This window comes from Pseudomonas sp. J380 (genome assembly GCF_009827115.1).
GTDB classification, from domain to species: domain Bacteria; phylum Pseudomonadota; class Gammaproteobacteria; order Pseudomonadales; family Pseudomonadaceae; genus Aquipseudomonas; species Aquipseudomonas paracarnis.
The window spans coordinates 3,009,508-3,036,130 of record NZ_CP043060.1 but is presented as its reverse complement, the minus strand read 5'-3'; the positions used below and the strand labels follow the sequence as shown (position 1 = coordinate 3,036,130).

General features: G+C 62.1%; 17 protein-coding genes and 3 pseudogenes. 13 read left to right on the top strand and 7 right to left on the bottom strand.

Annotated features, from left to right (window positions below; genetic code table 11):
- The first annotated feature begins 206 nt into the window (after positions 1-206).
- The 6 genes and pseudogenes from FXO12_RS13655 (at position 207) to FXO12_RS13635 (ending at position 6,661) form a co-directional block, all read left to right on the top strand.
- Positions 207-2,354 carry a DUF1631 domain-containing protein gene (locus FXO12_RS13655; protein ID WP_057976807.1) on the top strand — a complete coding sequence of 716 codons (2,148 nt, stop codon included), beginning with the start codon at positions 207-209 and terminating at the stop codon, positions 2,352-2,354.
- A gap of 61 nt (positions 2,355-2,415) precedes the next feature.
- Entirely contained in the window at positions 2,416-2,979 is a 564-nt protein-coding gene (gene ampD, locus FXO12_RS13650; RefSeq protein ID WP_057976810.1) for a 1,6-anhydro-N-acetylmuramyl-L-alanine amidase AmpD, read from the top strand.
- On the top strand, positions 2,976-3,812 hold the full coding sequence (gene ampE, locus FXO12_RS13645) for a regulatory signaling modulator protein AmpE (RefSeq protein WP_054919386.1): 837 nt from the start codon (positions 2,976-2,978) through the stop codon (positions 3,810-3,812). The genes ampD and ampE overlap by 4 nt, the downstream gene beginning before the upstream one ends.
- 297 nt (positions 3,813-4,109) lie before the next feature.
- Positions 4,110-5,201: pseudogene (locus FXO12_RS29405) on the top strand (methyl-accepting chemotaxis protein); the annotation flags it as partial.
- Between the two features lie 333 nt (positions 5,202-5,534).
- Positions 5,535-6,107 (top strand): annotated as a pseudogene (locus FXO12_RS29400) (methyl-accepting chemotaxis protein); the annotation flags it as partial.
- A gap of 125 nt (positions 6,108-6,232) precedes the next feature.
- Entirely contained in the window at positions 6,233-6,661 is a 429-nt protein-coding gene (locus FXO12_RS13635; RefSeq protein WP_054896896.1) for a hypothetical protein, read from the top strand.
- Here FXO12_RS13635 and FXO12_RS13630 read toward each other — a convergent pair.
- Positions 6,608-7,384, bottom strand: a complete 777-nt coding sequence (locus FXO12_RS13630; protein WP_057976814.1) for a TatD family hydrolase — start codon at positions 7,382-7,384, stop codon at positions 6,608-6,610. The two genes, FXO12_RS13635 and FXO12_RS13630, sit on opposite strands and share 54 nt — an antisense overlap.
- A gap of 2 nt (positions 7,385-7,386) precedes the next feature.
- On the bottom strand, positions 7,387-8,382 hold the full coding sequence (gene cra, locus FXO12_RS13625) for a catabolite repressor/activator (RefSeq protein ID WP_057976816.1): 996 nt from the start codon (positions 8,380-8,382) through the stop codon (positions 7,387-7,389).
- Between the two features lie 284 nt (positions 8,383-8,666).
- Between cra and ptsP the strand changes: the two genes are divergently transcribed.
- The 5 genes and pseudogenes from ptsP to FXO12_RS13595 all read left to right on the top strand — a co-directional run.
- The gene (ptsP, locus tag FXO12_RS13620) at positions 8,667-11,525 is read left to right on the top strand and encodes a phosphoenolpyruvate--protein phosphotransferase (RefSeq protein ID WP_057976818.1); all 2,859 of its coding nucleotides are present in this window, start codon (positions 8,667-8,669) and stop codon (positions 11,523-11,525) included.
- Positions 11,526-12,446, top strand: coding sequence for a 1-phosphofructokinase (gene pfkB, locus FXO12_RS13615; RefSeq protein ID WP_054896898.1), 921 nt, complete (start codon positions 11,526-11,528; stop codon positions 12,444-12,446).
- Between the two features lie 11 nt (positions 12,447-12,457).
- Positions 12,458-14,167 carry a PTS fructose-like transporter subunit IIB gene (locus FXO12_RS13610; RefSeq protein ID WP_057976820.1) on the top strand — a complete coding sequence of 570 codons (1,710 nt, stop codon included), beginning with the start codon at positions 12,458-12,460 and terminating at the stop codon, positions 14,165-14,167.
- A 205-nt stretch (positions 14,168-14,372) separates the two neighbouring features.
- Positions 14,373-15,914, top strand: coding sequence for an alkaline phosphatase (locus FXO12_RS13605; RefSeq protein WP_057976822.1), 1,542 nt, complete (start codon positions 14,373-14,375; stop codon positions 15,912-15,914).
- Between the two features lie 141 nt (positions 15,915-16,055).
- Positions 16,056-16,391: pseudogene (locus FXO12_RS13595) on the top strand (alkaline phosphatase D family protein); the annotation flags it as partial.
- A gap of 116 nt (positions 16,392-16,507) precedes the next feature.
- Here the strand turns inward: FXO12_RS13595 and FXO12_RS13590 are convergent.
- Together FXO12_RS13590 and FXO12_RS13585 are read right to left on the bottom strand one after the other, a co-directional pair.
- Entirely contained in the window at positions 16,508-19,033 is a 2,526-nt protein-coding gene (locus FXO12_RS13590; protein ID WP_057976824.1) for a sulfite reductase flavoprotein subunit alpha, read from the bottom strand.
- A gap of 123 nt (positions 19,034-19,156) precedes the next feature.
- Entirely contained in the window at positions 19,157-21,442 is a 2,286-nt protein-coding gene (locus FXO12_RS13585; protein WP_057976826.1) for a TonB-dependent siderophore receptor, read from the bottom strand.
- A gap of 205 nt (positions 21,443-21,647) precedes the next feature.
- On the opposite strand from FXO12_RS13585, the gene FXO12_RS13580 reads away from it, so the two are divergent.
- Both FXO12_RS13580 and FXO12_RS13575 read left to right on the top strand, forming a co-directional pair.
- Entirely contained in the window at positions 21,648-22,328 is a 681-nt protein-coding gene (locus FXO12_RS13580) for a Fe2+-dependent dioxygenase (RefSeq protein WP_057976828.1), read from the top strand.
- Between the two features lie 2 nt (positions 22,329-22,330).
- A complete protein-coding gene (locus tag FXO12_RS13575) occupies positions 22,331-23,074 on the top strand; it encodes a tetratricopeptide repeat protein (RefSeq protein ID WP_057976830.1) in 744 nt (247 codons plus the stop codon).
- 121 nt (positions 23,075-23,195) lie between these two features.
- On the opposite strand, the gene FXO12_RS13565 is transcribed toward FXO12_RS13575, so the two are convergent.
- From FXO12_RS13565 to FXO12_RS13555, 3 genes are all read right to left on the bottom strand, one after another.
- Positions 23,196-24,359: a type III PLP-dependent enzyme gene (locus FXO12_RS13565; protein WP_014716890.1), complete on the bottom strand. Its 1,164-nt coding sequence runs from the start codon at positions 24,357-24,359 to the stop codon at positions 23,196-23,198.
- Positions 24,360-24,803: 444 nt separating this feature from the next.
- Entirely contained in the window at positions 24,804-25,961 is a 1,158-nt protein-coding gene (locus FXO12_RS13560; RefSeq protein WP_034126272.1) for a betaine/proline/choline family ABC transporter ATP-binding protein, read from the bottom strand.
- Entirely contained in the window at positions 25,958-26,611 is a 654-nt protein-coding gene (locus tag FXO12_RS13555; protein WP_003188473.1) for an ABC transporter permease, read from the bottom strand. The genes FXO12_RS13560 and FXO12_RS13555 overlap by 4 nt, the downstream gene beginning before the upstream one ends.
- Positions 26,612-26,623: the final 12 nt, after the last annotated feature.

Below are 26,623 nucleotides of genomic sequence, written 5' to 3'. Positions count from 1 at the left end.
GCGTGCGTTCTAACCCAGGCTAGCCACTCATTTACCGCACAAAGTCAGAGTGTGCTGGCGCAACTGCCCTCGTTTGCAAGATAATCTCGCGCCTTGCAATTGGCGTCATAGCTTTGACGTCCTGGTGGTGATCGGGTGTTTGCAGTGCCTGCCGGGCCTGCGCTCCGTCTCTCCACCGCTCAAAACCGCCGTTTCAGGAGGCCAGGATGCACAATGACGGGAAGGTGGTGCCTATCAACAGGGCACAGGCCACGCCATCGCCGCTCGCGCGCCTGCCGGTGGTGTTGCTGCAGGTGCGTGACAAGGCTGCGCAACAGCTGCAGCAAGGCTTGCAGGAACTGTTCGATAACGCCGACGACACCCTGTTCGAAATGGCCGAAAAGGCCCGTAGCACCGTCGACCATCATATTTTTTTCGAGGCCATGCGCGACCTGCGCCTCAAGCGCAAGAACTTCGAGCGCGTGTTCATGGAGCAGCTGTTTGTGGCGTTCGCCAACCTGGGCCAGGCCCGGTGCAGCGGTGCACACCTGGTGCCGCTGGTGTCTTATGAGGCGGCACCCGGCACCAGCGCGGATGACGTGGAAAAAGCCGTGGCTCTGGAGGCGATGCTCGGTCGGGTGCGGCATCGTGATGGCTTGGCCCTGGGGCAGTTGGACGCACGCTTGAGTGAACTGCTCGGCAGGCGCCTGGAGGACCCTGAAAACCCCTTGGGCCCTGCGCGGCTTTGTGAGTTTTTCCTGCAAGCAGGGCGCAGCCTGGGGGTGGAGATTCGCGTCAAGCTGGTCATGCTCAAGCTGTTTGAGAAATACGTGCTCAGTGATGCCGACCTGTTGTATGGCGAGGCCAACCAATTGCTGATCGCCACCGGCGTATTGCCGCAACTCAAGACGGTCCCGTCCCGTCGAGCTGGGGGGCGCGAGGCCCGGGAGCACCAGCATTACACCAGCCAAGCGGTGGCCGATCGGCCGCTGGACAAAAGCGGCCAGCAAGCGTTCAGTGCCTTGCAAAAGTTACTGGTAGCCGTGCGTGGCAGCGTGGCCCCGACCCTTGAAGCCAGTGCCGAGCCGCAGCCGATTGCCACCCGCGATCTGCTACGGCTGTTGTCGCATTTGCAGCAATATGTCCCGGAGCCCGGTGGCGAGGACGATTTCGACCTGCGCAACCAGCTGGAACAGTTGCTGACCCGGGGCAGCGTCAAAAGCGGCAAGTCGAGGGTGTTAGAAGAGGCAGACGAAGATGTGACCAATCTGGTCGCCATGCTGTTTGAGTTCATGTTCGATGACAGCGGTGTGCCGGACGCTTTCAAGGCGCTGATCGCTCGCTTGCAGATCCCGCTGCTGAAAGTGGCGGTGCTGGACAAGAGCCTGTTCAGTTGCGCAGAGCATCCGGCGCGGCGCTTGCTCAATGACATCGCGAGTGCCGTCATCGGCTGGAGCCCGCCCCATGACCACCCACGGGACAACCTCTATCTGTGTATCGAGCAACTCGTACAGCGTGTGCTGAATGAGTTCGTCGAAGACCCGGCGATTTTCTCCCAGTTGCTCACCACGTTCAGCGCATTCATAGCCCAGGAGCGCAAGCGCAGCGAGCGACTTGAGCGACACACCCGTGACGCCGAGCAAGAGCGCCTGCAGGTCGAGGTGGCGCGCCAGCGTGTGGCGCACGTGCTCAATCGGCGGCTCGTGGGCAAAACCTTGCCGCCATCGGTGCTGCAATTTGTGCAGCAGGCCTGGAGCCAGGTGTTGTTAGTGGCCGTTCTCAAGCACGGTGAACAATCGCTGCAGTGGCAGGCGGCGCTGCGCACCGTGGATGAATTGATCTGGAGCGTCGGCCTGCGTGAAGACACCGAAGCGGGCCGGCGTTTGCTCGAGCAATTACCCGGGCTGCTCAAGGCCTTGCGTGACGGGTTGGCCGGTGCGGCCTTCGATCCTTTCAGTACCCGCGAGTTCTTCCTGCGGTTGCAGGCCATGCATGTTCAGCCGCTCGACGACGAGGTGCTGGTTGAAGTCCGTGAGCCTTTTATCCTGGGGGCTGGCCCGCCGGGTGCCGACGAACCACTGCCCCATGATGACCCCGACCTGCTCAAAGCCAAGCAGTTGCGAGCCGGTACCTGGGTAGCGCTGCAGCAAAATGAAGCCGGTACCCTGCGCTGCAAATTGACCGCCATCATGCCGCCCGCCGATACCTATGTTTTTGTCAGCCGCGCGGGCCTCAAAGTGTTGGAGAAAAGCGCGGGCCAGTTAGCGCTGGCGTTCAAGCAGGGCGTCCTGCACGCCTTGGATGATGGCCCGCTGTTCGAGCGTGCGCTGGCAGCGGTGGTGGACAACCTGCGGCAACTCAATCGCGGCAAGTGATCGCAACCGCAGGGTGGAACGCGGCATACTGGTCACACCTCTTATCATTCAAGGAGCCTGTATGCAGTTGGACCCCGCCAGCGGTTGGTGCCAGGGCATTCGTCATTGCCCTTCGCCCAACTTCAACGAGCGCCCTGAAGGCGAAATCTCGCTGTTGGTGGTGCATAACATCAGTTTGCCCCCGGCGCAGTTCAACACCGGCAAGGTGCAGGAATTTTTCCAGAACCGCCTGGATATCTCAGAGCATCCCTATTTTGAAGGGATCGCGAGCCTACGAGTGTCTGCGCATTTTCTGATTGAACGTGACGGCACTGTGACGCAATTTGTTTCGTGCCGCGACCGTGCCTGGCATGCCGGTGTTTCCGTCTTTGAAGGGCGCGAGGTCTGCAACGATTTTTCTCTGGGAATCGAGCTGGAAGGCACGGATGACCTACCGTTTACCAATGCCCAGTATGCGGCGCTGATCGACCTGACACGCCAACTGCTGGCCGCATACCCAGATATCACCCGCCAACGTATTTGTGGTCACAGCGACATCGCTCCGGGGCGCAAGACCGACCCGGGCCCCGCTTTTGATTGGGCGCGCTTTCGCAGCGCCCTGCAGGATGGAGGACACGAACGATGAGTTTCCTGGTGTTGGTGCTGGCCGTGTGGATCGAGAAGTTCTCGGCCCTGCGCCTGCGGTTGCAGCGCGACGGTGGATGGCTGCGTGAGCTGGCCAAGCTGGAATCGAGCCCGCGCATGGGCAAGCGCCCTTGGTTGATCCTGCTGATATTGGTGCTGCTGCCGGTGGCATTGCTGGCATTGTTGTTGCTGGTCCTGGAACCGGTGGCCTATGGCCTGTTGGCATTGCCGGTGCACTTGCTGGTGGTGATCTACAGCCTGGGCCGTGGCGATCTATTGGCGGGGCTGGGGCCGTTTCGCGACGCCTGGCGGCGCGGTGACCTGCAAGCGGCCGAGCATGTGGCCGAACGCGACCTCAAACTTGGCGCCGACAGTGGCGAGCAATTGCTGGAGCGCGTCCAGGGCTACCTGCTGTGGCAGGCGTATCAAAGCTTTTTCGCGGTGATTTTCTGGTATTTCCTGCTGGGCCCGGTGGCCGCCCTGGCCTACCGCCTGTTGGCGCTGGCCAGTGAAAACAGCCAGAACCCGTTGGTGGCCGAGCGCGCCACGCAATTGCGCCACGCATTTGACTGGTTGCCGGTACGCCTGCTGGCGGCCAGCTTTGCCTTGGTGGGCAATTTCGTCGGGGTCAGCCGTGTGATGCTTCACGAACTGTTGAGCTGGGACATCAGCGCGGCACAGTTGGTGGAAAAAGTCGGCCTGGCCGCCGCGGAAATTCCTGCGCCAGTGGTGGGGGCCGATGGCATCAACAGCCTGGATCGCCTGTGGGAGCTGCTGCTGCGTGCGGCGGTGCTGTGGTATGCCGGGTTTGCCATCTGGACGGTGTTGCCCTGATGGTAGGAGCGAGCTTGCTCGCGAAAAACGTCAACGATAACGCGTGCGTCCTGAATAAACGCGGCGTCTGTGAGTCTTTCGCGAGCAAGCTCGCTCCTACATGGCGTTAGGGCTTTCCCCTTGCCACATTTGGCCTCCAGACACGCCGTTAACCTTACGTTACAAAACTCCCTTTCGAATTGAGCTATACAGATAGCGCGCCAAATAGTGGCTATCTGCCGCCGCCCTGCGCCTCAATAAAAATAAAAGAAGGGGAGGTCACCTGTGAAGAGCTTGCTCTATCCCGCCGTCGCGCTGATGAACCGCCTGAGCTTCGGCATGAAGTTCAGCCTGATCAGCGTGCTGTTCCTGCTGCCGATGCTGGCGACCAACTATTACCTGGTGCGCGATTCGTGGCGCGAATACCAGGGCACCCGGGTCGAACTGCAGAGTCTCGACCTGCTCGGCAGCAGCCTGGCGTTGCGCCGCGATCTGGAAACCCTCAACAACCAGGTAGAGATCAATGCCACCCTCGGCCAGTCCGGCAAAGCAGCAGACCTGGAGACCAGGATCAGCGCCTTGGAAGCCAGTGTGGTGGAGCGCTTGCAAGGCTTGCGCGCCATCGCGACCCAGCCCGAGCAAGTTGCCGTCTTCGACAGTAAGCGCGATGAGCTGATCGCTGCGTTCAAGGCCCAGCAACAGGAAACCTCGTTGCTCAACAAAGCGGCGTTGATCGGCAAGTTACTCAACCAGGCCCAGATGTTCAGCCAGATCATTGCCAGCCAAGCCGGCTTGAGCCGTGATCCGCAAAGTGATCTGCGCCAGCTCAGCGACCTGGTCACCACCGTCACCCCTCAAGTCACCCAGGCCTTGGGCGAAGGCCGTGCGATGGGCGCGTACTCCCTGGGGCAGGGCTTCATCAATTCATCCTCCAGCACCCGTTTTGACGAACTGCTGCAGCAGCTGGAAAAACTCCACGGGGAATATGGCTTGAAGCTGCAGGACGCGTTGGGCGCCAGCCAGGCCGCGCATGCAGCCCTCGACGTTTCGGCGCAAGCCAGCCAGGTCAGCCTCAAGCAAGGCAGCGAGTTTTTTGAAGAGCAGGTGGTGATGGCCGAGACCCTCGATACGTCTTGGCAGGGTTTTTATGACGGCGTCAGCCAGTTGATGGCCAAGACCTATCAATTGGATGACGCCACCCTGGCGTTCCTCGGGCAGCAGTTGCAGCAACGCCTGGCGCAAAACCGCCTGCACATGGTGTTGCTGGTCACGGCCCTGGCGGCGGTGTTTGCGTTGATTTTCTATCTCTATGCCGGTTTTTTTGTCTCCACTCGTACCACCTTGCGCCGCCTGGGGGCGATGATGGACAAAGTGGCGGCTGGTGACATGACGGTCACCTTCGTTGCTCAAAGCCGCGACGAGCTGGGCGACTTGGGCCAGGTGTTCAATGGCACCGTGGCCAAGATTCATGACCTGATCGAACGTGTTGGGCATACGGTCAGCCAGGTGGAGCTGCAGGCCGGCCAGGTGCAGGCGGTGTCGGCACAGAGTAACCAGGCGGTGTCCGGCCAGCGCAGCCAGATCGAACAAGTGGCGACCGCGATGAACCAGATGTCCGCCACTGCCCAAGAGGTCGCGCGCAGCGCGGCGGCGGCGGTCAGTAGTGCCCAGAGCGTCAATGATGAAACGGTCACCGGGCGTGCGCTGGTGCAATCCCAGCAAGGCGGCATCGCCCGCCTGGCGGCGGAGATTGACGAATCGGTGCGGGTGATCAACCAACTGGCTGCCGACAGCCAGTCCATCAGCAGCGTCCTGGAAGTGATCAAGAGCATTGCCGAGCAGACCAACCTGCTGGCGCTCAACGCGGCCATCGAAGCCGCGCGCGCCGGTGACCAAGGGCGTGGTTTTGCGGTGGTGGCCGACGAGGTGCGCACCCTGGCTCGGCGCACCCAGCACTCCACCGAGGAAATCGAGCAGATGATCAGCCGCTTGCACAGCGGCGTGGGCGCGGCGGTGAAGGCCATGGGCAGCAGCCATGAAATGGCGAATGGCACGGTGGGGCAGTCGGAAAAAGTCCAGCAAGCCTTGGAAAATATCTTGGGGGCAGTTGGGATGATCGTCGATCAGAACCAGCAAATCGCCGCCGCCGTGGAGCAGCAAACGGCGGTCGCCCACGACATCGACCAGAACATTGTCGAAATCAACCTTGCTGGCGAGCATGCAGCGCAAGGCGCCCAGCACACGGAAGCGGCCAGTCGACAACTGGCAACCCAGGTGGTTGAGTTGAAGCAATTGATTGGTGCGTTTCGGGTGTAGGGCGGTTCTGAAGGGCTGAACCACGGGGCCTGTGGCCCATGTCTTGATTTACCGATGCGTCTTTTATCGGGGCGTGAATAGGTGAAAATTTATTTCATCCGTCACGGTCACGAGGGGACAAAACGATGGCCGCCGCAATCGGTATCAGGGGGCACTGCGCCCAGTGCAACATGACGTTTGAACTCAAGCCTTGGCAACTGAACGCCATCGCCATCGATGTGCCGTTTGACTGTATGTATTGCCACTGCGGGTTGCAGTTGGGCTGCGTCAAGCAGTTGCGCCAATTCAGGGCCCTGGACCAATGGGCGCTGGTGCGGCCGAGCATGATCATGCTGACGTGCGCGACCTTGCTGGTGGCCTTGGTCGCCGAGTGGCTGGGGCTGCTCAGTGTCATCGCGCAGTTCAACATTTCACTGGTCGCGGTGTTGATCCATTTGCTGGTGGTGCGCTACGCCCGTCATCGCCAGACAATGACCTTGAACTTGCAGGCCATCAGTGCGCTACCAGTTGAACAGCTCGCACGCATTGCGTGTGCTCGCCTCAGCCAGCAATAGAGGGCTGATACCCATGCGCTCGGCCAGGGCCGTGCAGATGTCTGGCAGGTGCTGCGGGCTATTGCGCTGGTTGGGGTACATGGCCGGGGCCATATCCGGCGAGTCGGTTTCCAGCACCACTGCGTCGAGGGGCAATTGGGCCAGTACCCGGTGCATGCGCAGGGCCTGGGGCCAGGTGGCAGCGCCACCCAGGCCCAGTTTGAACCCGAGCTTGATGTACTCGCGTGCCTCTTCAACGCTGCCGGCGAACGCATGGATGATGCCGCCTCTGGGCAGGCGGATACGCTTTAAGGTGGCAATTACCGCGGCGTGGCTGCGGCGAACGTGGAGCAGGGCCGGCAGCTGGAAATCCACCGCGAGTTTCAGCTGGGTTTCAAATAGCGGTTGCTGGCGCTGGTGGTCCAACTGTTCAAGAAAGTAATCCAGGCCAATTTCGCCCACGGCGCACAGTTGCCGGTGGCCATGCAGGCGCGTCAACCAGTCGCCCAGCTCCAGCAGGTCGGCGGGGCGATGCTCATCGAGATACACCGGGTGCAAGCCGAAGGCGGCGAACAAGCCTTCGTCCTGTTGCACCAAGTCCCATAGCCGCTGCCAATTTTTCTGGTACACCCCCAGCACCACCAGGCGCCGCACGCCGAGTTCACGGCTGTGGGCGAGGACGTGCGTGCGATCCTGGTCGAAGTCCTCGAAGTCCAGGTGCGTGTGGGTGTCGATCAGCTCCACGCTCAGGCCTCGTGGATACGCTGCTTGAAGGTCCGGCCAATCGCATGCACGCCGGGTTGGTACTGTTCTTCTTCAACGGCGGCCAGGGCCAGGCGCAGGGCGGTCTCGGCGATCAATTGATGTTGTTGGGCCATGGCGTTGACCGGCAGCGGGAGGAAATCCAGCAACTGGGTATCGCCGAAGGTGCCCAGGCGCAGGGGGCGTGACTTGAGAGGGAAGTCATGCAGCGCATCAAACACGCCTTGGAGCAGTACGTAGGAGGTGGTTACCAGCGCGTCCGGCAGATGCCCCAGGCGTTGAAGCAATTGCTCCATCAGCTCTCGGCCGCAGTCACGACTAAAGGCTTCGCCCTGTTCGATGATCACTTCGCCCGTAAAGCCTTGCAGCGCATCGCGGAAACCGGCGGTACGCGCCTGGCTGATGCTCAGCTCGGGCCGTGCGCCGATCAGCGCGATCTGCTTGGGCAACGGTTGCAGCAGGCTGCTAGTGAGTTGCTGGCAGGCCTGGTGGTCGTCGCTGACCACGGAGCAGAACTGGTTCGGCTCCATCTCCCGGTCAATGGCAATCACCGGCAGCCCCTTGGCCTGCAGCTCGCGATAGCTGTCATCGCTGGCCGGCAGGCAACTGGCGACGAACAACGCATCGCAACGCCGCGCCCGGAACAGTTGCAGCAGTTGGCGCTCGCTCTCCGCTTCGTCATCGGAGCTGGCGATCAGTAACTGATATCCCCGCGCCCGTGCACCTTGTTCCAGCAGTTTGGCGATGCGTGCGTAGCTGGGGTTTTCCAGGTCTGGCAGGATGAACCCCAAGGTCCGCGTATGCCGGCTGCGCAGCCCCGCGGCTTGAGGGTTGGGGGTAAAGCCATGGGCTTGGACCACGGCACGCACACGCTCAACGGTGGCGTTGCTGATGCGCTGCTGTTCGGCCTTGCCGTTGATGACATAGCTGGCGGTGGTAACGGACACACCGGCCAGACGTGCGATATCACTGAGTTTCAAACCGGGATTTCCTTGTTTTTTGGCGCTCGCCCCGACATTTTGTCCAATCGTAACCGATTCCAGCATTCGACCAATGTCCCACAGCAAGCGCCGAGTGGCCCTTAAAGCTTGCGTAATTAACGCGTAATCTGCCATAAATTCTAGATTAAACGTTTCAGCAAGCGTATTTTTACGATGTTCGCTACTGAGTGACCACTGCCAATTGACCGCTCAGTCAGTTAATTTTGATCATATTTACCTACAACAATACCTAGTGCGCCTGTCGCACTAACTAGGAGAACGGCATGCTTGAGCTCACTGTAGAGCAGATATCCATGGGCCAGCTGGCTGTGGATAAATCTGCTGCCTTGCACCTGCTCGCTGACAAATTAGTGGCCGATGGCCTGGTTGCCGAAGGTTATCTCAGTGGCTTGCAAGCCCGTGAAGCCCAAGGTTCGACCTTTCTCGGCCAAGGCATTGCTATCCCCCATGGCACGCCAGAAACCCGCGACCAAGTGTTTTCCACCGGTGTGCGCCTGCTGCAGTTCCCCGAAGGGGTGGACTGGGGCGATGGCCAGATCGTCTACCTGGCGATTGGCATCGCGGCTAAATCCGATGAACACCTGCGCCTGTTGCAACTGCTCACCCGTGCCCTCGGTGAAACCGACCTGGGCCAGGCGTTGCGCCGTGCCGGCAGTGCCGAAGCGCTGTTGAAACTGTTGCAAGGCGCGCCCCAGGAACTGGCGCTGGATGCGCAGATGATCAGCCTGGGCGTGTCGGCCGATGATTTTGAAGAGTTGGTGTGGCGCGGTGCGCGCCTGCTGCGCCAGGCCGACTGCGTGAGCAATGGCTTTGCCGCCGTATTGCAGCAAGTCGACGCGCTGCCCCTGGGCGATGGCCTGTGGTGGTTGCACAGCGAGCAGACGGTCAAGCGTCCGGGCCTGGCCTTTGTGACGCCGGACAAACCTATGCGTTACCTCGGCCAGCCCTTGCACGGCCTGTTCTGCCTGGCGAGCCTCGGTGAAGCGCACCAGACCCTGCTTGAACGCCTGTGTGCCTTGCTGATTGAAGGGCGCGGCCAGGAGTTGGGACGCGCCACCAGCAGCCGCGCGGTGCTGGAAGTGCTGGGCGGTGAACTGCCGCCGGACTGGCCCAGCGCCCGTATTACCCTGGCCAACGCCCACGGCCTGCACGCGCGCCCGGCCAAGATCCTGGCGCAATTGGCGAAAAGTTTTGACGGCGATATCCGCGTACGCATCGTCGATGGCGCGGTGGGCGCCGTGTCGGTCAAAAGCCTGAGCAAGTTGCTCAGCCTCGGCGCACGTCGTGGCCAGGTGCTGGAGTTTGTGGCCGAGCCGACGGTGGCCGGCGATGCACTGCCCGCCCTCTTGGCCGCCGTGCAAGAGGGCCTTGGCGAAGAGGTCGAGCCCTTGCCCACGGTGAGCGCACAGCCCGCACAGGTCGATATCGAACCGGTGCTCAGCGCGCCACTGAGCGGTAGCCAACTCCAGGCCATTGCCGCCGCGCCGGGTATCGCGATCGGCCCGGCTCATATCCAGGTGCCGCAGGTGTTCGATTACCCGCTACGGGGTGAATCCGCCGCCGCCGAACGCCAGCGCCTGCACACCGCCTTGAGCGACGTGCGCACGGATATCCAGGGCTTGATCGAGCGTAGCCAGGCCAAGGCCATCCGCGAGATTTTCATCACCCACCAGGAAATGCTCGACGACCCGGAACTGACCGACGAAGTCGACACCCGCCTCAAGCAGGGCGAAAGCGCCGAAGCCGCTTGGATGAGCGTGATCGAAGCCGCTGCCAAGCAACAGGAAGCCTTGCAGGATGCCTTGCTGGCCGAGCGTGCTGCCGACTTGCGTGACATCGGCCGCCGCGTGCTGGCCCAGTTGTGCGGCGTCCAGAGCGTGCAGGAACCGAGCGAGCCCTACATCCTGGTGATGGAAGAGGTCGGCCCTTCTGACGTGGCGCGCCTGGACCCGGCCCGCGTTGCCGGCATTCTCACCGCCCGGGGCGGCGCCACCGCTCACAGTGCCATTGTCGCCCGCGCCCTGGGCATTCCGGCCTTGGTCGGCGCTGGCGCTGCGGTGTTATTGCTCAACCCGGGCACGCCACTGTTGCTCGATGGCCAGCGTGGTCGCCTGCATGTGGACCCCGACGCCGCCACCCTGCAACGGGCCACCGTGGAGCGCGACAGCCGCGAACAGCGCTTGCAAGCCGCATCGGCCCAGCGCCATGAAGCGGCGCTGACCCGTGACGGCCACGCCGTGGAAGTGTTCGCCAATATTGGCGAAAGCGCCGGGGTGGCCAGCGCAGTGGAGCAGGGCGCCGAAGGCATTGGCCTGCTGCGCACCGAACTGATTTTCATGGCTCACTCCCAGGCGCCAGACGAGGCCACTCAGGAGGCCGAATACCGTCGCGTACTCGACGGCCTCAATGGTCGCCCGTTGGTGGTGCGCACCCTGGATGTGGGCGGCGACAAGCCTTTGCCCTATTGGCCGATCGCCGAAGAGGAAAACCCCTTTCTGGGTGTGCGCGGCATTCGCCTGACGTTGCAACGCCCGCAGATCATGGAAGCGCAACTGCGCGCATTGCTGCGTGCAGCAGACAACCGCCCGCTGCGCATCATGTTCCCCATGGTCGGCAGCGTGGATGAGTGGCGCGCCGCCCGGGACATGACCGAGCGCCTGCGCCTGGAGATCCCAGTGGCAGACCTGCAACTGGGGATCATGATCGAAGTGCCCTCAGCCGCGCTGCTGGCGCCGGTCCTCGCCAAGGAAGTCGACTTCTTCAGCGTCGGCACCAACGACCTGACCCAATACACCCTGGCCATCGACCGCGGCCACCCGACCCTGTCGGCCCAGGCCGATGGCTTGCACCCTGCAGTCCTGCAACTGATCGACATCACCGTGCGCGCCGCCCATGCCCACGGCAAATGGGTAGGCGTGTGCGGCGAGTTGGCGGCGGACCCGCTGGCGGTGCCGGTGCTGGTCGGCCTGGGCGTGGATGAGTTGAGCGTGTCGGCCCGCAGCATTCCTGAAGTGAAGGCGCGGGTGCGTGAATTCAGTCTGAGCGAGGCCCAGGGCCTGGCGCAACAAGCACTGGCGGTGGGTTCGCCCGCCGAAGTGCGTGCCCTAGTGGAGGCCGTGTAGATGGCGAATATTCTGACCCTGACGCTGAACCCGGCGTTGGACCTCACGGTACGCCTGGCGCACCTGCAACCCGGTGAGGTCAATCGCAGTGAAGCGATGCTCACCCACGCCGCGGGCAAGGGCGTGAATGTGGCGCAAGTGCTGGCGGACCTAGGCCATTACGTCAGCGTGGGCGGGTTTCTCGGCAGTGCCAACCCCCAGGCTTTCAATGCGCTGATCAAGCGCCGTGGGTTTGGCGATGCCTTCATCCGGGTTCCCGGCGAAACCCGGAGCAACATCAAGATTGCCGAACAGGATGGGCGTGTCACCGACATCAATGCACCGGGGCCGCTGGTGACTGAAGAGGCGCTAAAAGCGCTGCTCAAGATGGTCGCGATCATTGGCCCGGAGTTCGATGCGGTCGTGGTGGCCGGTAGCTTGCCGCGCGGCGTCAGCCCGCAATGGTTTAAAGGTTTGCTGGAGGCGTTGAAGGACCTCGGTTTGAAAGTCGCCCTGGACACCAGCGGCGAAGCGCTGCGCCTGGGGTTGGAGGTTGGCCCGTGGCTGGTCAAACCCAATACCGAAGAGTTGGCCGAGGCCTTGGGTAACGCCACCGATGCCATCAGCCGCCTGCATCAGCAAGGCGTCGAACATGTGGTGGTCTCCGACGGGGCCGCAGGCGTGACCTGGTACCGCCCGGGTGCGGCGCTGCACGCCACGCCGCCCAAGGTGGCAGTGGCCAGTACCGTGGGCGCCGGCGACTCGCTGCTGGCCGGGATGCTCCACGGTTTGCTCAGTGGCGATACGCCGGAGCACACCTTGCGCCGGGCCACGGCGATTGCCGCGATGGCGGTGACACAGATCGGTTTTGGCATCAGCGATGACGCGCAGTTGGCGCATCTCGAAAGCGGCGTCGATGTGCGCACGCTGACAGAACAATAAGAGGGTTTGTGATGAAGTTAGCCATTGTTACCGCCTGCCCGAACGGCATGGTCACCAGTGTGCTGTGCGCCCGCTTGTTGGACGCCGCCGCCCAGCGCATGGGCTTGCACACCAGTGTTGAAGTCGTCGATGTACAGCGCCCGGAGCGCCAGTTGTCCCAGGCGACGATTGATGATGCCGAGTGGGTGCTGCTGGTCAGCAGTACCCCGGTGGAGATGCAGCGGTTTGTCGGCAAGCGTGTGTTCCAGAGCACACCGGCCCAGGCATTGGCGGATGTCGAAGGCGTGCTGCGCCGGGGCGCCGAAGAAGCCCGGGTGTATGTCGCCGACGCCGCCCCGGTGGCGGCCAAGGCTGCGCCGCGTATCGTCGCGATTACCGCGTGCCCCACCGGTGTGGCCCACACGTTCATGGCCGCCGAAGCCTTGCAGCAGACTGCTCAGCGCCTGGGTTATGACCTGCAGGTCGAGACCCAAGGTTCGGTGGGCGCCCGCACGCCGTTGAGCCCGCAAGCGATTGCCGATGCCGATGTGGTGTTGCTGGCGGCCGATATCGAAGTGGCCACCGAGCGTTTCGCCGGCAAGAAGATTTACCGCTGTGGCACCGGCATTGCCCTCAAGCAATCCGAAGTCATCCTCAACAAAGCCCTGGCCGAAGGCGCGGTGGAAAGCGCGGCCGGCGGTGCACCGGCCAAGGCGGAGAAAACCGGCGTCTACAAACACCTGCTCACCGGCGTGTCGTATATGTTGCCGATGGTGGTGGCGGGGGGCTTGCTGATCGCCTTGTCGTTTGTGTTCGGCATCCATGCTTTCGAGCAGCCCGGCACCTTGGCGGCGGCGCTCAAATCCGTGGGTGACCAGGCGTTCCTGTTGATGGTGCCGTTGCTGGCGGGCTACATCGCCTACTCGATTGCCGACCGTCCTGGCCTTGCGCCCGGCATGATCGGCGGGCTGCTGGCTGGGACGCTGGGGGCTGGGTTTATCGGCGGCATCCTGGCCGGCTTCGTCGCCGGGTATTGCGTCAAACTGATCAGCCGCGCAGTGCAACTGCCCCAGAGCCTGGAAGCGCTCAAGCCGATCCTGATCATCCCGTTACTGGCGAGCCTGTTTACTGGCTTGGTGATGATCTACCTGGTGGGCCCACCGGTCGCCCGCTTGCTCACGGGCCTGACGGATTTCCTCAGCACCATGGGCACCACCAACGCGGTGCTGCTGGGCATTTTGCTCGGCGGCATGATGTGCGTGGACTTGGGCGGGCCGATCAACAAGGCGGCCTATGCGTTCTCGGTTGGCCTGCTGGCCGCGTCGAGCGGCGCGCCGATGGCCGCGACCATGGCCGCCGGCATGGTGCCGCCAATTGGCATGGGCATCGCCACGTTGCTGGCCCGGCGCAAGTTCGCCCAGACCGAGCGCGAGGCCGGCAAGGCGGCGATGATCCTGGGGCTGTGCTTTATCTCCGAAGGCGCGATTCCCTTCGCCGCCAAAGACCCGCTGCGCGTCATCCCGGCCAGCATCGCCGGTGGCGCGTTGACCGGTGCGCTGTCGATGTACTTCGGCTGCAAACTCGCCGCGCCCCATGGCGGGTTGTTTGTGTTGGTGATTCCGAATGCGATGAACCATGCGTTGTTGTATTTGTTGGCGATTGTGGCGGGCAGTGTGTTGACCGGCTTGGTGTATGCCGTGCTCAAGCGACCGGAAGCGGCCGAGCTGGCCGTGACTGCCTGACCAGTAAAAGTGTGGGGGCAAGCCCAAATACCCTGTAGGAGCGAGCTTGCTCGCGAAGAACTCGCAGGCGCCGCGTTCATTCAGCAAGCCCGCGTGATCGTTGACGTTTTTCGCGAGCAAGCTCGCTCCTACAGTTGTAGCCTGTCATCTGCGCTTCATCCCGTCGTGCTTTAGTGGCCCTTTTGATACTCAAGAGGGCACCTGCATGAGCCACTTCGATCTCGGTCGCCGCCGTGTGATGCAAGCTGTGGGCGCTGGCCTGCTGTTGCCGGGCCTGGCGCCGGCGGTGATCGCTTCGGTGAAGGACCGACCGCAACTCACTGACGGCGTGCAATCGGGCGACCTGCAGGGCGATCGCGCAATGATCTGGAGCCGCAGTGACCGCCCGGCGAAGATGGTGGTGGAGTGGGATACCCGCAGCGTGTTCAGCAACCCGCGCCGATTCGTCTCGCCCCTGGCCGACAGCCGCACCGACTTTACCGCCCGTGTCGAGCTCACCGGGCTGCCGGTCGACCAGGCGATTTTCTACCGCGTGCATTTCGAAGACGCCCAGACCGGCATTGCCAGTGAACCCTGGTTCGGGCACCTGCGTAGCGTGCCGCAACAGCGGCGTGATATCCGTTTTGTGTGGAGCGGCGACACCGTCGGCCAAGGCTTCGGCATCAACCCGGACATCGGTGGCATGCGCATCTATGAAGCCATGCGCCTGCGCCTGCCGGACTTTTTTATCCACAGCGGCGACACCATCTACGCCGACGGCCCGGTCCCCGCGCAGCTCACCACTGAAGGCGGGCGCATCTGGCGCAACATCACCACTGAAGCCAAAAGCAAAGTCGCGGAAACCCTCGATGAATATCGCGGCAATTACCGTTACAACCTGCTGGATGAAAACGTACGCCGCTTCAATGCCGAGGTGCCGCAGATCTGGCAGTGGGACGATCACGAGGTGATCAACAACTGGTCATCGAGCAAGCAGTTGGATGAGCGTTACCAGACCCGTGACATCAACACCCTGGTGGGCCGCGCCCGCCAGGCCTGGCTGGAATATTCGCCCATGCGCCGACAGAGCGCCGACGGTGGCGGGCGCATTTATCGCAAGCTCAGTTATGGGCCGCTGCTGGATGTGTTTGTGTTGGATATGCGCAGCTATCGCGGGCCGAATGACGACAACCTGGGCGCTGAAAAACCCTTTCTTGGGCGTGAACAGTTGGACTGGCTCAAGCGCGGGCTCAAGGCATCGCAAGCGCAGTGGAAGGTGGTAGCCGCAGACATGCCTATCGGCCTGGGCGTGCCCGACGGTGAGGTCAGCCCCGGCGTGGCGCGTTGGGAAGCGATCGCCAATGGCGACCCTGGCCCGGCGCAAGGGCGTGAGCTGGAGATCGCCGAACTGCTGGGGTTCCTGCATGAGCACAAGGTGCGCAACCACCTGTGGCTGACGGCCGATGTGCATTACTGTGCGGCGCATCACTATCACCCTGACGGCGCGGCGTTCCAGGATTTCGAGCCGTTCTGGGAGTTTGTGGCGGGGCCGTTGAATGCTGGGAGTTTCGGGCCCAACCCACTGGATAAAACCTTTGGCCCGCACGTGGTGTTCCAGAAGGCGCCACCGGCGCAGAATACCTCGCCGTTTGCGGGCTTTCAGTTTTTTGGTGAAGTGCAGATAGATGGGCAGACGGCGGAGTTGACGGTGATGCTGCGGGACTTGGACGGGGTTTCAGTGTTCGAGCAAAAACTGCAACCGGCCTGATCGTTCCCACGCTCTGCGTGGGAACGCATCCTGTGACGCTCCGCGTCACGCCGTCAAGAGCGGACGCGGAGCGTCCAGGGCGGCATTCCCACGCGGAGCGTGGGAACGATCAAATAACTGCTGGGGTTCCTGCATGAGCACAAGGTGCGCAACCACCTGTGGCTGACGGCCGATGTGCATTACTGTGCGGCGCATCACTATCACCCTGACGGCGCGGCGTTCCAGGATTTCGAGCCGTTCTGGGAGTTTGTGGCGGGGCCGTTGAATGCTGGGAGTTTCGGGCCCAACCCACTGGATAAAACCTTTGGCCCGCACGTGGTGTTCCAGAAGGCGCCACCGGCACAGAACACCTCGCCGTTTGCGGGCTTTCAGTTTTTTGGTGAAGTACAGATTGATGGGCAGACGGCGGAGTTGACGGTGATGCTGCGCGATCTCGATGGAGTCTCGGTGTTCGAGCAAAAGCTGCAACCGGCCTGATCGTTCCCACGCTCTGCGTGGGAACGCATCCTGTGACGCTCCGCGTCACGCCGTCAAGAGCGGACGCGGAGCGTCCAGGGCGGCATTCCTACGCGGAGCGTGGGAACGATCAAATATCAATAGACATCCCTGCGATAGCGACCCTGTTCGATCAGGCGCTCCAGCGCCTCATTGCCCAAGATGTCTTTCAGTGCCTGATCCACCCCCGTCGCCATCCCCTGCAAGCTGCCACACACATAAATCGCTGCGCCGTCCGCGAGCCATTTGCGCAGCACATCCGCTGACTCGCGCAGGCGATCCTGTACGTAGATCTTCTCCTCTTGATCGCGGGAAAATGCCAGGTCCAGCAGGGCCAGGTCTCCACTGGCGAGCCAGCCTTGCAGTTCGTCCTGGCACAGGTAGTCGTGGGCGATATTGCGCTCGCCGAACAGCAGCCAGTTTCGCTGCTGGCCGTCGGCAATGCGGGCTTTGAGCAAGCTGCGCAGGCCCGCAAGCCCGGTGCCGTTGCCAAGCAGAATCAGCGGCACAGGCGCGTCGGGCAAATGGAAGCCGCTGTTGCGCCGCAGACGCAGGCTGATGGCCGAGCCGAGGGCGGCGTGTTCAGTCAGCCAGCCGGAGCCAAGCCCCAGGCTGCCGTCGGGGTGGCGCTCCTGGCGCACAATCAGCTCCAGCACGCCGTCGCTGGCAATCGAGGCGATGGAGTATTCGCGCATGCCCAGGGGGACCAGCGCATCCACCAATGCCTGGGCGTGCAGGCCGACCAGGTGCGTGCGGTTTTCCGGCAGTTGGCGCGTGGCCAGGGCCTGATCAAGGGTGTGGGCGACGCCGTCGATCACCACACCGTCGCTGCCGACCAAGCCCAGGCCGGCCAGGAAGTGTTCGATGGCCCAGGGGCAATTGCGCGGCAGGACTTCCACCAGGTCGCCGGCCAGCCAGCTGTGCGCAGACGTGGATGTGAGGCCCAGCAGGTAGACGGGCGAGCTGACACTGTCGGGGTTGAGCAGGGTGCGTTGGCTCAGGGTCCAGTTTTCGTACTGGGCCGTCGGCCAGGCCGCTGCCGGCGCATGCCCGGTGAGCTGGCCCAGTTGCTGTTGCCAGGTCTGCAGCGCCAGTGTATCGCCGCTGTCGACTTCCACCGGGGCAAACAGCGGGGTGCCGCCCTGGTTGGTCAGCCAGAAATGCAGGCGCCGGGCAAAGCCGCAAAAATGTTCGTACTGCCGGTCACCCAGGGCCAGCACCGAGTAGTTCAAGCCTTTGAGGGATAGCGCCTGGCCGAGCACGCTACGCTCGAAACCTCGGGCGCTGTCGGGCGCTTCGCCGTCGCCAAAAGTACTGACCACGAACAGCGCGTTCTGCGATTGGCTGAGGTCGTCGCGGCTGACACTGCCCAGGGGCTGCACCTTCACCGCCAGGCCCGCAGCCTGCAGTTGCCCGGCCGTTTGCCAGGCCAGTTGTTCGGCAAAGCCGCTCTGGCTGGCGAAGCCGATCAGCCAGGCCGGGGCATCGCTGTGGTTATCTGTCAGGCCTTTGCGGGCATCGCGGACCTGGCGCTTTTTGCGGCGTCGGTCCAGGTACAGCAGCCAACCCGTGATGAAAAACAGCGGCATAAGCAGTGAGCTGACGGTGAGGACGATGCGCCCGACCAGGCCGAAATAGCTGCCGGTGTGCAGCGCATACACGCTCGTCAGCAACTGCGCCTTGAGGCTTTTGCTGGCGTAGCGCTCGTGAGATTTGACCTCGCCTGTGGCCGGGTCCAGGTTGATCTGGTTCAGCGCACGGTCATGGGGCGATGAAGTGAGCAGGTAATACACGGTGGCCGGTTGCCCGGCGACCGCGGGCATCCGAATGTTATAGGCGCTCAAGTCGGGGCCGGCGTTGCTGTAGATGCTGCTCCAGATCGCGTCGTAGTTGGCCACCGGAGCCGGGCCTGCGGGGGCTGGGCCGCGCTTGCGCATGCGCTCGTTCTGCGGCGCGTCGGACAGCAGTTTGGTCACGCCACGGTTGTACCAGTCGTACGACCAATACAGCCCGGTCAGCGCTGCCAACAGATAAAACAGCAGGCACCAGGTGCCGAATACCGAGTGCAGGTCCCAATTGAAGCTGCGGCCCTTTTTGCGCCAGTCCAGGGTCAGCCAGACACGCCAGCTTTTCACCTGGCGCGGCCAGCGCAGGTACAGGCCGGAGAGGCAAAAGAACAGCAGGATCAGGGTGCAGGCGCCGGTGATGTTGCGCCCGGTGTCGCCGATGGCGAGGAAGCGGTGCAGTTGCAGGATAAAACCGAACAGGTCCTGGCCGACCGCGTCGCCCAGGTAGTCGCCGGTGTACGGGTCAAAGTAGCGCATCTGGCCACGGCGCTCGCCAGGCGGCGGGGTGAAGGACACGCGGCCGGCGTTGCCGCTCTCGCTTTCTACCCACAGCATGGCCACGGTCTTGCCTTCGGCCGCTTCCAATTTGCGTACCAGCTCGGCGGGCGGCAGTACACCGGCCTCGCGTTTCTGCACGCTCAACACGGTGGGGTTGAGCGCCCGCAGGATCTCGTCCTGGAACGAGTACGCGGCCCCGGTGACCCCCATCAAGGCCAGCACCAGCCCGGCCGTGATGCCGAAGAACCAATGCAACTGGAACAGGGTTTTCTTCAACACGTCGGAGCGCCTCGCTTAGCTGGATATCTGATCACGGCGCGCATTATGCCGTGAGTTGCCGGGAAACACGCAAAAGCCCCACGCATCCGATGTGTGGGGCTCCTGGCTGAACCTTGACCGCTTTTAGAAGTGGAAGCTGGTGGTCAACAATGCCGTACGACCGGCCGCCTGGTTGGCGAAATGCGTGGAGAAGGCCTTGTCGTAGTAGGTTTTGTCGGTCAGGTTCTGCACGTTCAGTTGCAGGTCGACGTTCTTGGTCAGCTTGTAGCTGGCCATGGCGTCGTAGCGGGTGTAGGAGGGTACATACACCGTGTTGCCGACATCACCGTAAACCTCATCGACATAGAACGCGCCGCCGCCGATGGTCAGCTTGGGCGTGATCTCGTAGGTGGTCCACAGGCTGAAGGAGTTCTTCGGCGTGTTGGGCATCTGATTGCCTTTGTTGGAGCCCGCACTCACGACACCGTTACGCCCGTTGAGGCCGGATTTGACCAGTTCGCTGTCCAGATAGCTGTAGCCCGCAAACACCTGCCATTGTTCGGTAATTTTGCCGCTGGCGGACAATTCGATGCCGTCGACCTGAGATTCCCCGGCGTTCTGGTAGGTGAGCGCATCCACCAGGATGCGGGTGTTTTTCTTCTCGGTGCGGAACACGGCTGCGGTCAGGGACAGGCGGTCGTGGAACAGGTCCCACTTGGTGCCCAGTTCGTAGTTGACGGTTTCTTCTGGCTGCAAGTCGCTGGTGGCGGCACCGGCAGACAGCGGGTTGCCGTCGGATCCTTCGCCTACCAGGCCACCGGCTGGCGTGGCCGATGTGGCGTAAGAGGCGTAGATGCTGGCGTTCTCCACCGGCTTCCACACCAGGCCGGCCTGCCAGTTGAAGAACTGACTGTCGTCCTTGATCTTGGTGCGCCCGGCGACGGCGTTGGTGTTGGCTTCGGTGTCAAAGGTGTCGTAGCGCAACCCCACGTTCAGCAGCCATTTTGGATCGAGTTCGATGGTATCGAACACGTAGGCGGCGCGGCTGGTGGCCTTGGTGTTGGTACCGTTGTAGTTGCGCGCGATGCTGCCGTTCCAGGCGTCGTCGGGGTTCGGGTTGCTCAGTGAGGTGCACTGGCCGCCCAGGCTGCCCTTGGCCGTTGTGCACACCGGGTTGGCGTTAGGGCTGACGGTGTAGCCGCTGACACGGGTTTCTTCGCCGGTAAATTCCAGGCCGGTGGAGTAAGTGTGCTTGAAGCCCAAGGCCTGAAAGCTGCCAAACAGATCGGTCTGGTTGGTGGTTGTGGTCGTGGTGGAGACACGGCTGTTGGCGCGACGCCAGACAGTGCCGTAGCGGTTGACGTTGAACTTGCTGTCATCCGGCTGAGTGAGCACATAGTCCTGGCCGGTGCTGCCGTGGCGCAGGGTGTTCTTGAGCGTCATGTTGTCGTTCAAGTCGTGTTCGATGGAGAACGTGCTGATGTCCGCACGGGTCTTGCGGAAGTCACGGCTTTTCAAACCGTAGAAGTTGTTGCTGTCGCCGCCGTCGTTGGGTTTGTCATGCACGTGGGCTGTGGCGGTCGACGAACCGTAGCCGTAGGGAATCCCCGAATCCGGCAGGTCATCACTTTCCATATGGTAGTAGCTGAGGTTGACACGGGTCGGCGTGCCCAAGCCGAAAGTCAGCGACGGTGCCACGCCCCAACGGTCGTAATTCACCGCGTCGCGGCCAGCCACGTTTTGTTCATGGCTCATCAGGTTCAGGCGGAATGCCGCGCTGTCGTCCAGAAACTGGCGGTTCACGTCGAGCACGTAGCGGCGGGTCTGGTCGGAGCCGTAGGTAAAGCCGCCGTTGGTGAAGTCCCGCGCTTGTGGGGTCTTGCTTACCAGGTTGAGGCTGCCACCGGCCGAGCCACGGCCGCCGAACGAGGAGTTCGGGCCTTTGCTGACTTCGATGGACTCGATGTCGAAGATCTCGCGGCTCTGGCCTCCGGTGTCGCGTACGCCATCGAGGTAGGTATCGCCCTGGGCGTCGAAACCACGGATGAACGGGCGGTCTCCCTGAGGATTGCCACCTTCACCGGCGCCGAAGGTGATACCCGGTACGGTGCGCAAGGCGTCCTGCAGCGAGGTGGCGGCGGTGTCCTTGAGTACTTGTTGCGGCACCACAGTGACCGAGCGCGGCGTGTCCACCAGCGGCGCGGTGTACTTCTGCGACGAGGCTTTCTCCACTTGGTAGGAGGTGTTGTCCTGCTCCTGGCCGGTGATGTTGGTGGCGCCGAGGGAGATAGGGTTGCGCTCGCCTGTTGGCTCGGTATTTTCAGCGGCCTGTGCCAGGTGGGCGGCGGAGCCGGCACTCAGGGCAACGCCAATGGCGGAGGCCAGCATGCGTGGCGAACTGGCCGGTATTTTTAGAATAGTGCGCGACATGACGTGTCCCTTCCCCAAGGATGTGAGGCCGCGGAATATAGGGCCAACAAGACTTTGTATCAATTGCGAGATATTGCTATTCGCATCAAATTTACATTCTTTACACTTTTTTGTTACGGATTTTGCGCTCTCGTTCGTCCCTGTATTTTACAGAGAGGATAAGAATCAATACCATTGACACCTCTCTGATCGCAGGTATTGCCCCATGTTGCTGCACATTCCCGGCCTGTTCTCTCGCGAGGAGGTGCTGCGCATTCGCCAGGCCCTGGAAGAGACCGAATGGGCTGACGGCAAAATCACCGCCGGTCACCAGTCGGCCAAGGCCAAGCACAACCTGCAATTGCCTGAAGGTCACCCGTTGGCCAAGGAAATTGGCGCAGCCATGCTGGAGCGGTTGTGGAGCAACCCGCTGTTCATGTCGGCCGCGCTGCCGCATAAAATCTTCCCGCCACTGCTCAACTGCTACACCGCTGGCGGTAGTTTTGACTTTCATATCGACAATGCGGTGCGCCAGCCCAAAGGCAGCCACGAGCGCGTGCGCACCGACCTGTCGTCCACGCTGTTCTTCAGCGACCCCGACGACTATGACGGTGGGGAACTGGAGATTCAGGATACGTTCGGCCTGCAGCGGGTCAAGCTACCCGCCGGCGACATGGTGCTGTACCCCGGCTCCAGCCTGCACAAAGTCAACGCGGTGACCCGTGGCGCGCGTTATGCCTCGTTCTTCTGGACCCAAAGCCTGGTGCGCGAAGACAGCCAGCGCACCCTGCTGTTCGAGATGGACGGCGCGATCCAGCAACTGACCCGCGACGTCCCCGACCACCCTGCGCTGATCCAGCTCACCGGCACCTACCACAACCTGTTGCGCCGCTGGGTCGAGGTCTGAGCATGGGTTTTTTATTGCGCCGCGAAGAAGTGCTCAACGTCGCACAATTGCAGAGCATGCTCGATGACTCCCCGGTGCGCGCCGCCCAGGCCATCCTGATCGCCGCCAAGGCAGGTGTGGTCGAGGCCCAGGCCCTGCTCGGGCAAATCCTGCTGGAAGGGCGCGGCATTGCCCGCGATGAAGCCCTGGCACTGCGCTGGTTCCAGATTGCGGCGCAGGGCGGGCACCTGATGGCGCGCAATATGATCGGGCGTTGCCGGGAGCATGGCTGGGGCTGCGCTGTCGATGAGGCCGCCGCAGCACGGGAATATCGCCTGGCGGCACACGCCGGGTTGGATTGGGGGCAGTACAACTACGCCAACCTCTTGGCTACCGGCCGTGGCGTTGTTGAAGACCAGGCGCAAGCACTGGCGCTGTATCGCCAGGCTGCCGAACAGGGCCATGCCAAGTCGATGAACCTGCTCGGGCGTTACCTGGAAGACGGGCAGCATTGCCCCAAGGATGTTGAGGCGGCCGTTGAGTGGTACTGCCGCTCAGCCGAGGCAGGTGATTTTCGTGGGCAGTTCAGCCATGCGGCGGTGCTGGCCGACAGCGGCCAGATCGACGCGGCGCTGGAATGGTTGCACAAGGCGCTGGCAGGCGGGAATCTCAAGTTTCTGCAAACGGCACACAAGGCGCTGGCACGGGCGGATGACCCGCGAATTCGCGCCATGGCCAAGTTGTACCGGCAACGAGCTACGAGCTGATCGTACCCACGCTCCGCGTGGTAATGCCGCCCTGGACGCTCCGCGTCCGCACTTGAGCGCGTAACGCAGAGCGTCACAGGAGGCGTTCCCACGCAGAGCGTGGGAACGAGAGGGGGAGGGGTTAAACGTAGAAGGATTTCAGCGGCGGAAACCCATTGAACTCAACCGCGCTGTAGCTGGTGGTGTAGGCACCGGTCGATAACCAGTACAGGCGATCACCAATGGCCAGGTTCAACGGCAGGCCGTACTTGTAGTTTTCGTACATGATATCGGCGCTGTCGCAGGTCGGGCCGGCGATGACCACTTCTTCCATCTCGCCTTTCTTCTCGGTCCAGATCGGGAACTTGATGGCTTCGTCCATGGTTTCGATCAGGCCGGAGAACTTGCCCACATCCGTGTACACCCAGCGCTCGACGGCGGTACGGGACTTGCGCGCCACCAGCACCACTTCGCTGACCAGGATACCGGCGTTGGCGATCAACGAACGGCCAGGTTCCAGGATGATTTCCGGCAGGTCGTCACCGAAGTCTTCTTTAAGGAAACGGATGATTTCTTCGGCGTAGGTTTCCAGGCTGTTGGTGCGGGTGATGTAGTTGGCCGGGAAGCCGCCGCCCATGTTGATCAGCTTCAGGTGGATGCCGTCTTCTTCTTTGAGGCGTTCGAAGATCACCTTGACCTTGGCGATGGCTGCGTCCCACACGCTGATGTCGCGCTGTTGCGAGCCGACGTGGAACGAGATGCCGTAAGGCACCAGGCCCAGGTCGCGGGCGAGGATCAGCAGGTCCATGGCCATGTCGGTCTGGCAGCCGAATTTACGCGACAACGGCCAGTCAGCAGTGGTCGAGCCTTCGGTGAGGATACGCACATACACTTTCGAACCCGGCGCAGCCTTGGCGATGTTGCGCAGGTCGGCTTCGGAGTCGGTGGAGAACAGGCGCACGCCCTTCTCATAGAAATAGCGGATGTCCTTGGATTTCTTGATGGTGTTGCCGTAGCTGATACGGTCGGCGCTGACGCCGCGGTCCATGACCTTGTCCAGCTCATAGATCGAGGCGATGTCGAAGCTCGAACCCTTGTCTTTCAACAGGTCGATGATCTCAACGGCCGGGTTGGCCTTGACGGCGTAATACACCTTGGCGAATTCGAAACCGGCGCGCAGGTCATCGTAGGCCTGGCTGATCATCGCGGTGTCGATCACCACGAACGGGGTTTCTTGCTTGTCGGCGAACGCCTTCATTTTGTCAAAAGTGGCGCGCGCGAAATAATCTTCGACGTTGATCGACATGCTGGGAACTCCTAAGGGCAAACTAATTTGATCAATGGGTGCAAATGAACGTCCTCCGTATCCCCACTTTGGTTCGCCTACTTCCCAAGGCATGTCGCCGAAAGCAAAAAGGCCATGGGGTAAGCTGCCCTTGGCCTTGCTGTCTCGTCGTCAGTACTTGAGCCGGATGGATCGTTTCCAGCATGGACGTTCGGCGCGAACTTTAGGGCTTGGCGGGCGTGGGATCAACTAAAAATGTCGCGTTTTTGCACGCGTTCGTCGCGCGGCCGCGTGCAGCTACTTATGTAACCGACCGGTGTGACGGATTGATGTTCCCCGGATGGGGCCAATCAGGTGGATTTGCGGTGTATTCATCGCAGGCAAGCCAGCTCCCACAGGGGAATGCATTCCAACATAAGAATGCAGTTCAAATGTGGGAGCTGGCTTGCCTGCGATAGCGGCGGATCAGACCAGCGCGGTCTCGGCTGGAGACACGATACTGGTCTTGCCCCCACGCGATTTGCCAGAGCTCAGGTACTCGGCAATCGACTCCTGGGTCACCTCACCCAAGAACACCCGCTCCGCATCCATCACCGGCAGCCACGAACGGTTGAACTCGTACATGCGCGACAGCAGGATGCGCAAATGCTCGTCATACGCTGCCGTGGCGTTGAACTCGCGCAGGTACTGGCCGCAGGTGCCGGCCTGGCGGTGCAGGTCGCGACGGCGTACGTAGCCCAGCGCCTTGTTCTCCGAACAGGTGACCACCACATAGCGGCGGTCGTGCTCGTCCATCAATTCCAGCGCATCGGCCACGGGTGTTTCCGGGCTCACCGACGGGGCGTTGTCCGCCGCGTCTTCGGCTTTTACCAGCAGCAGGCGCTTGAGGGTGCTGTCCTGGCCCACGAAATTGCTGACGAACTCGTCGGCCGGGTGCGCCAGCAGCGTGTCCGGGTGGTCGATCTGCAGCAGCTTGCCGGCGCGGAAGATGGCGATCTTGTCACCCAGCTTGATGGCTTCGTCGATGTCGTGGCTGACCATGATCACGGTCTTGTTCAGCGCGCGCTGCATCTCGAAGAATTCGTTCTGGATCATCTCGCGGTTGATCGGGTCGACCGCGCCGAACGGCTCGTCCATCAGTAGCAGCGGCGCATCCGCCGCCAGGGCGCGGATCACACCGATGCGCTGTTGCTGGCCACCGGACAGTTCACGCGGATAGCGATGCAGGTACTGCTTGGGCTCCAGCTTGATCATGCTCATCAACTCGCGGGCGCGGTCGTGGCATTTCTGCTTGTCCCACCCGAGCAGCTTGGGCACCACCACGATGTTCTCTTCGATGGTCATGTTGGGGAACAGGCCGATCTGCTGGATCACGTAGCCGATGTTGCGACGCAGGGTCACCTCGTCGAGGTCGGTGGTGTCTTCGCCGTTGATCAAAATCTTGCCCGAGGAGGGCTTGATCAGTCGGTTGATCATTTTCAGCGTAGTGCTCTTACCGCAGCCCGAGGGCCCCAGGAACACGCAAATCTCGCCTTCGTTGACGGTCAGGCTCACATCGTTGACGGCGGTGACCGTCTTGCCGTTGCTTTGGAAAGTCTTGGACAGGTTTTGAAGTTCGATCATTTGAGCAATCCTTTTGGAGTCAGCGAGCGTTGCAGCCATTGCAGAAGCAGGTCGGCGAAGATGGCCAGGAGACTGACCAGCACGGCGCCGACGATCAGCATCGACATATCGCTGCGGCTGATGGAAGCCAGAATAAGTACACCCAGGCCACCGGCACCGATGGTGGCGGCGATGGTCATCACACCGATATTCATCACCACGGCGGTACGCACGCCAGCGAGAATCACCGGCACCGCAATCGGCAGTTCGACCATGCGCAGGCGCTGGCCGAAGGTCATGCCGATGCCGCGTGCGGCTTCGCGAATGCCTGGCTCAACGCCGGTGAGGGCCAGGTAGGTGTTACGCATGATTGGCAGCAGGGAGTAAAGGAACACGGCGGTGATCGCCGGCATTGGCCCCAGGCCCTGGCCGAACTTGGAGTAGAACGGCAGCAGCAGGCCGAACAGCGCGATGGATGGCACGGTCAGCAACACTGTGGCGCTGGCTTGCAACGGGCCGGCCAGGGTCGGGAAGCGCGTCATCAGAATGCCCAAGGGCACGCCGATGAAGATCGCGAGGATCACGGCGATGCCGACCAGGGTAATGTGCTGCCAGGTCAGGTGCAGGACCTGGGCCCAATCAAGATGGGAAAAGGCGTTCAAAAATTCCATGTCTTCTCCTTT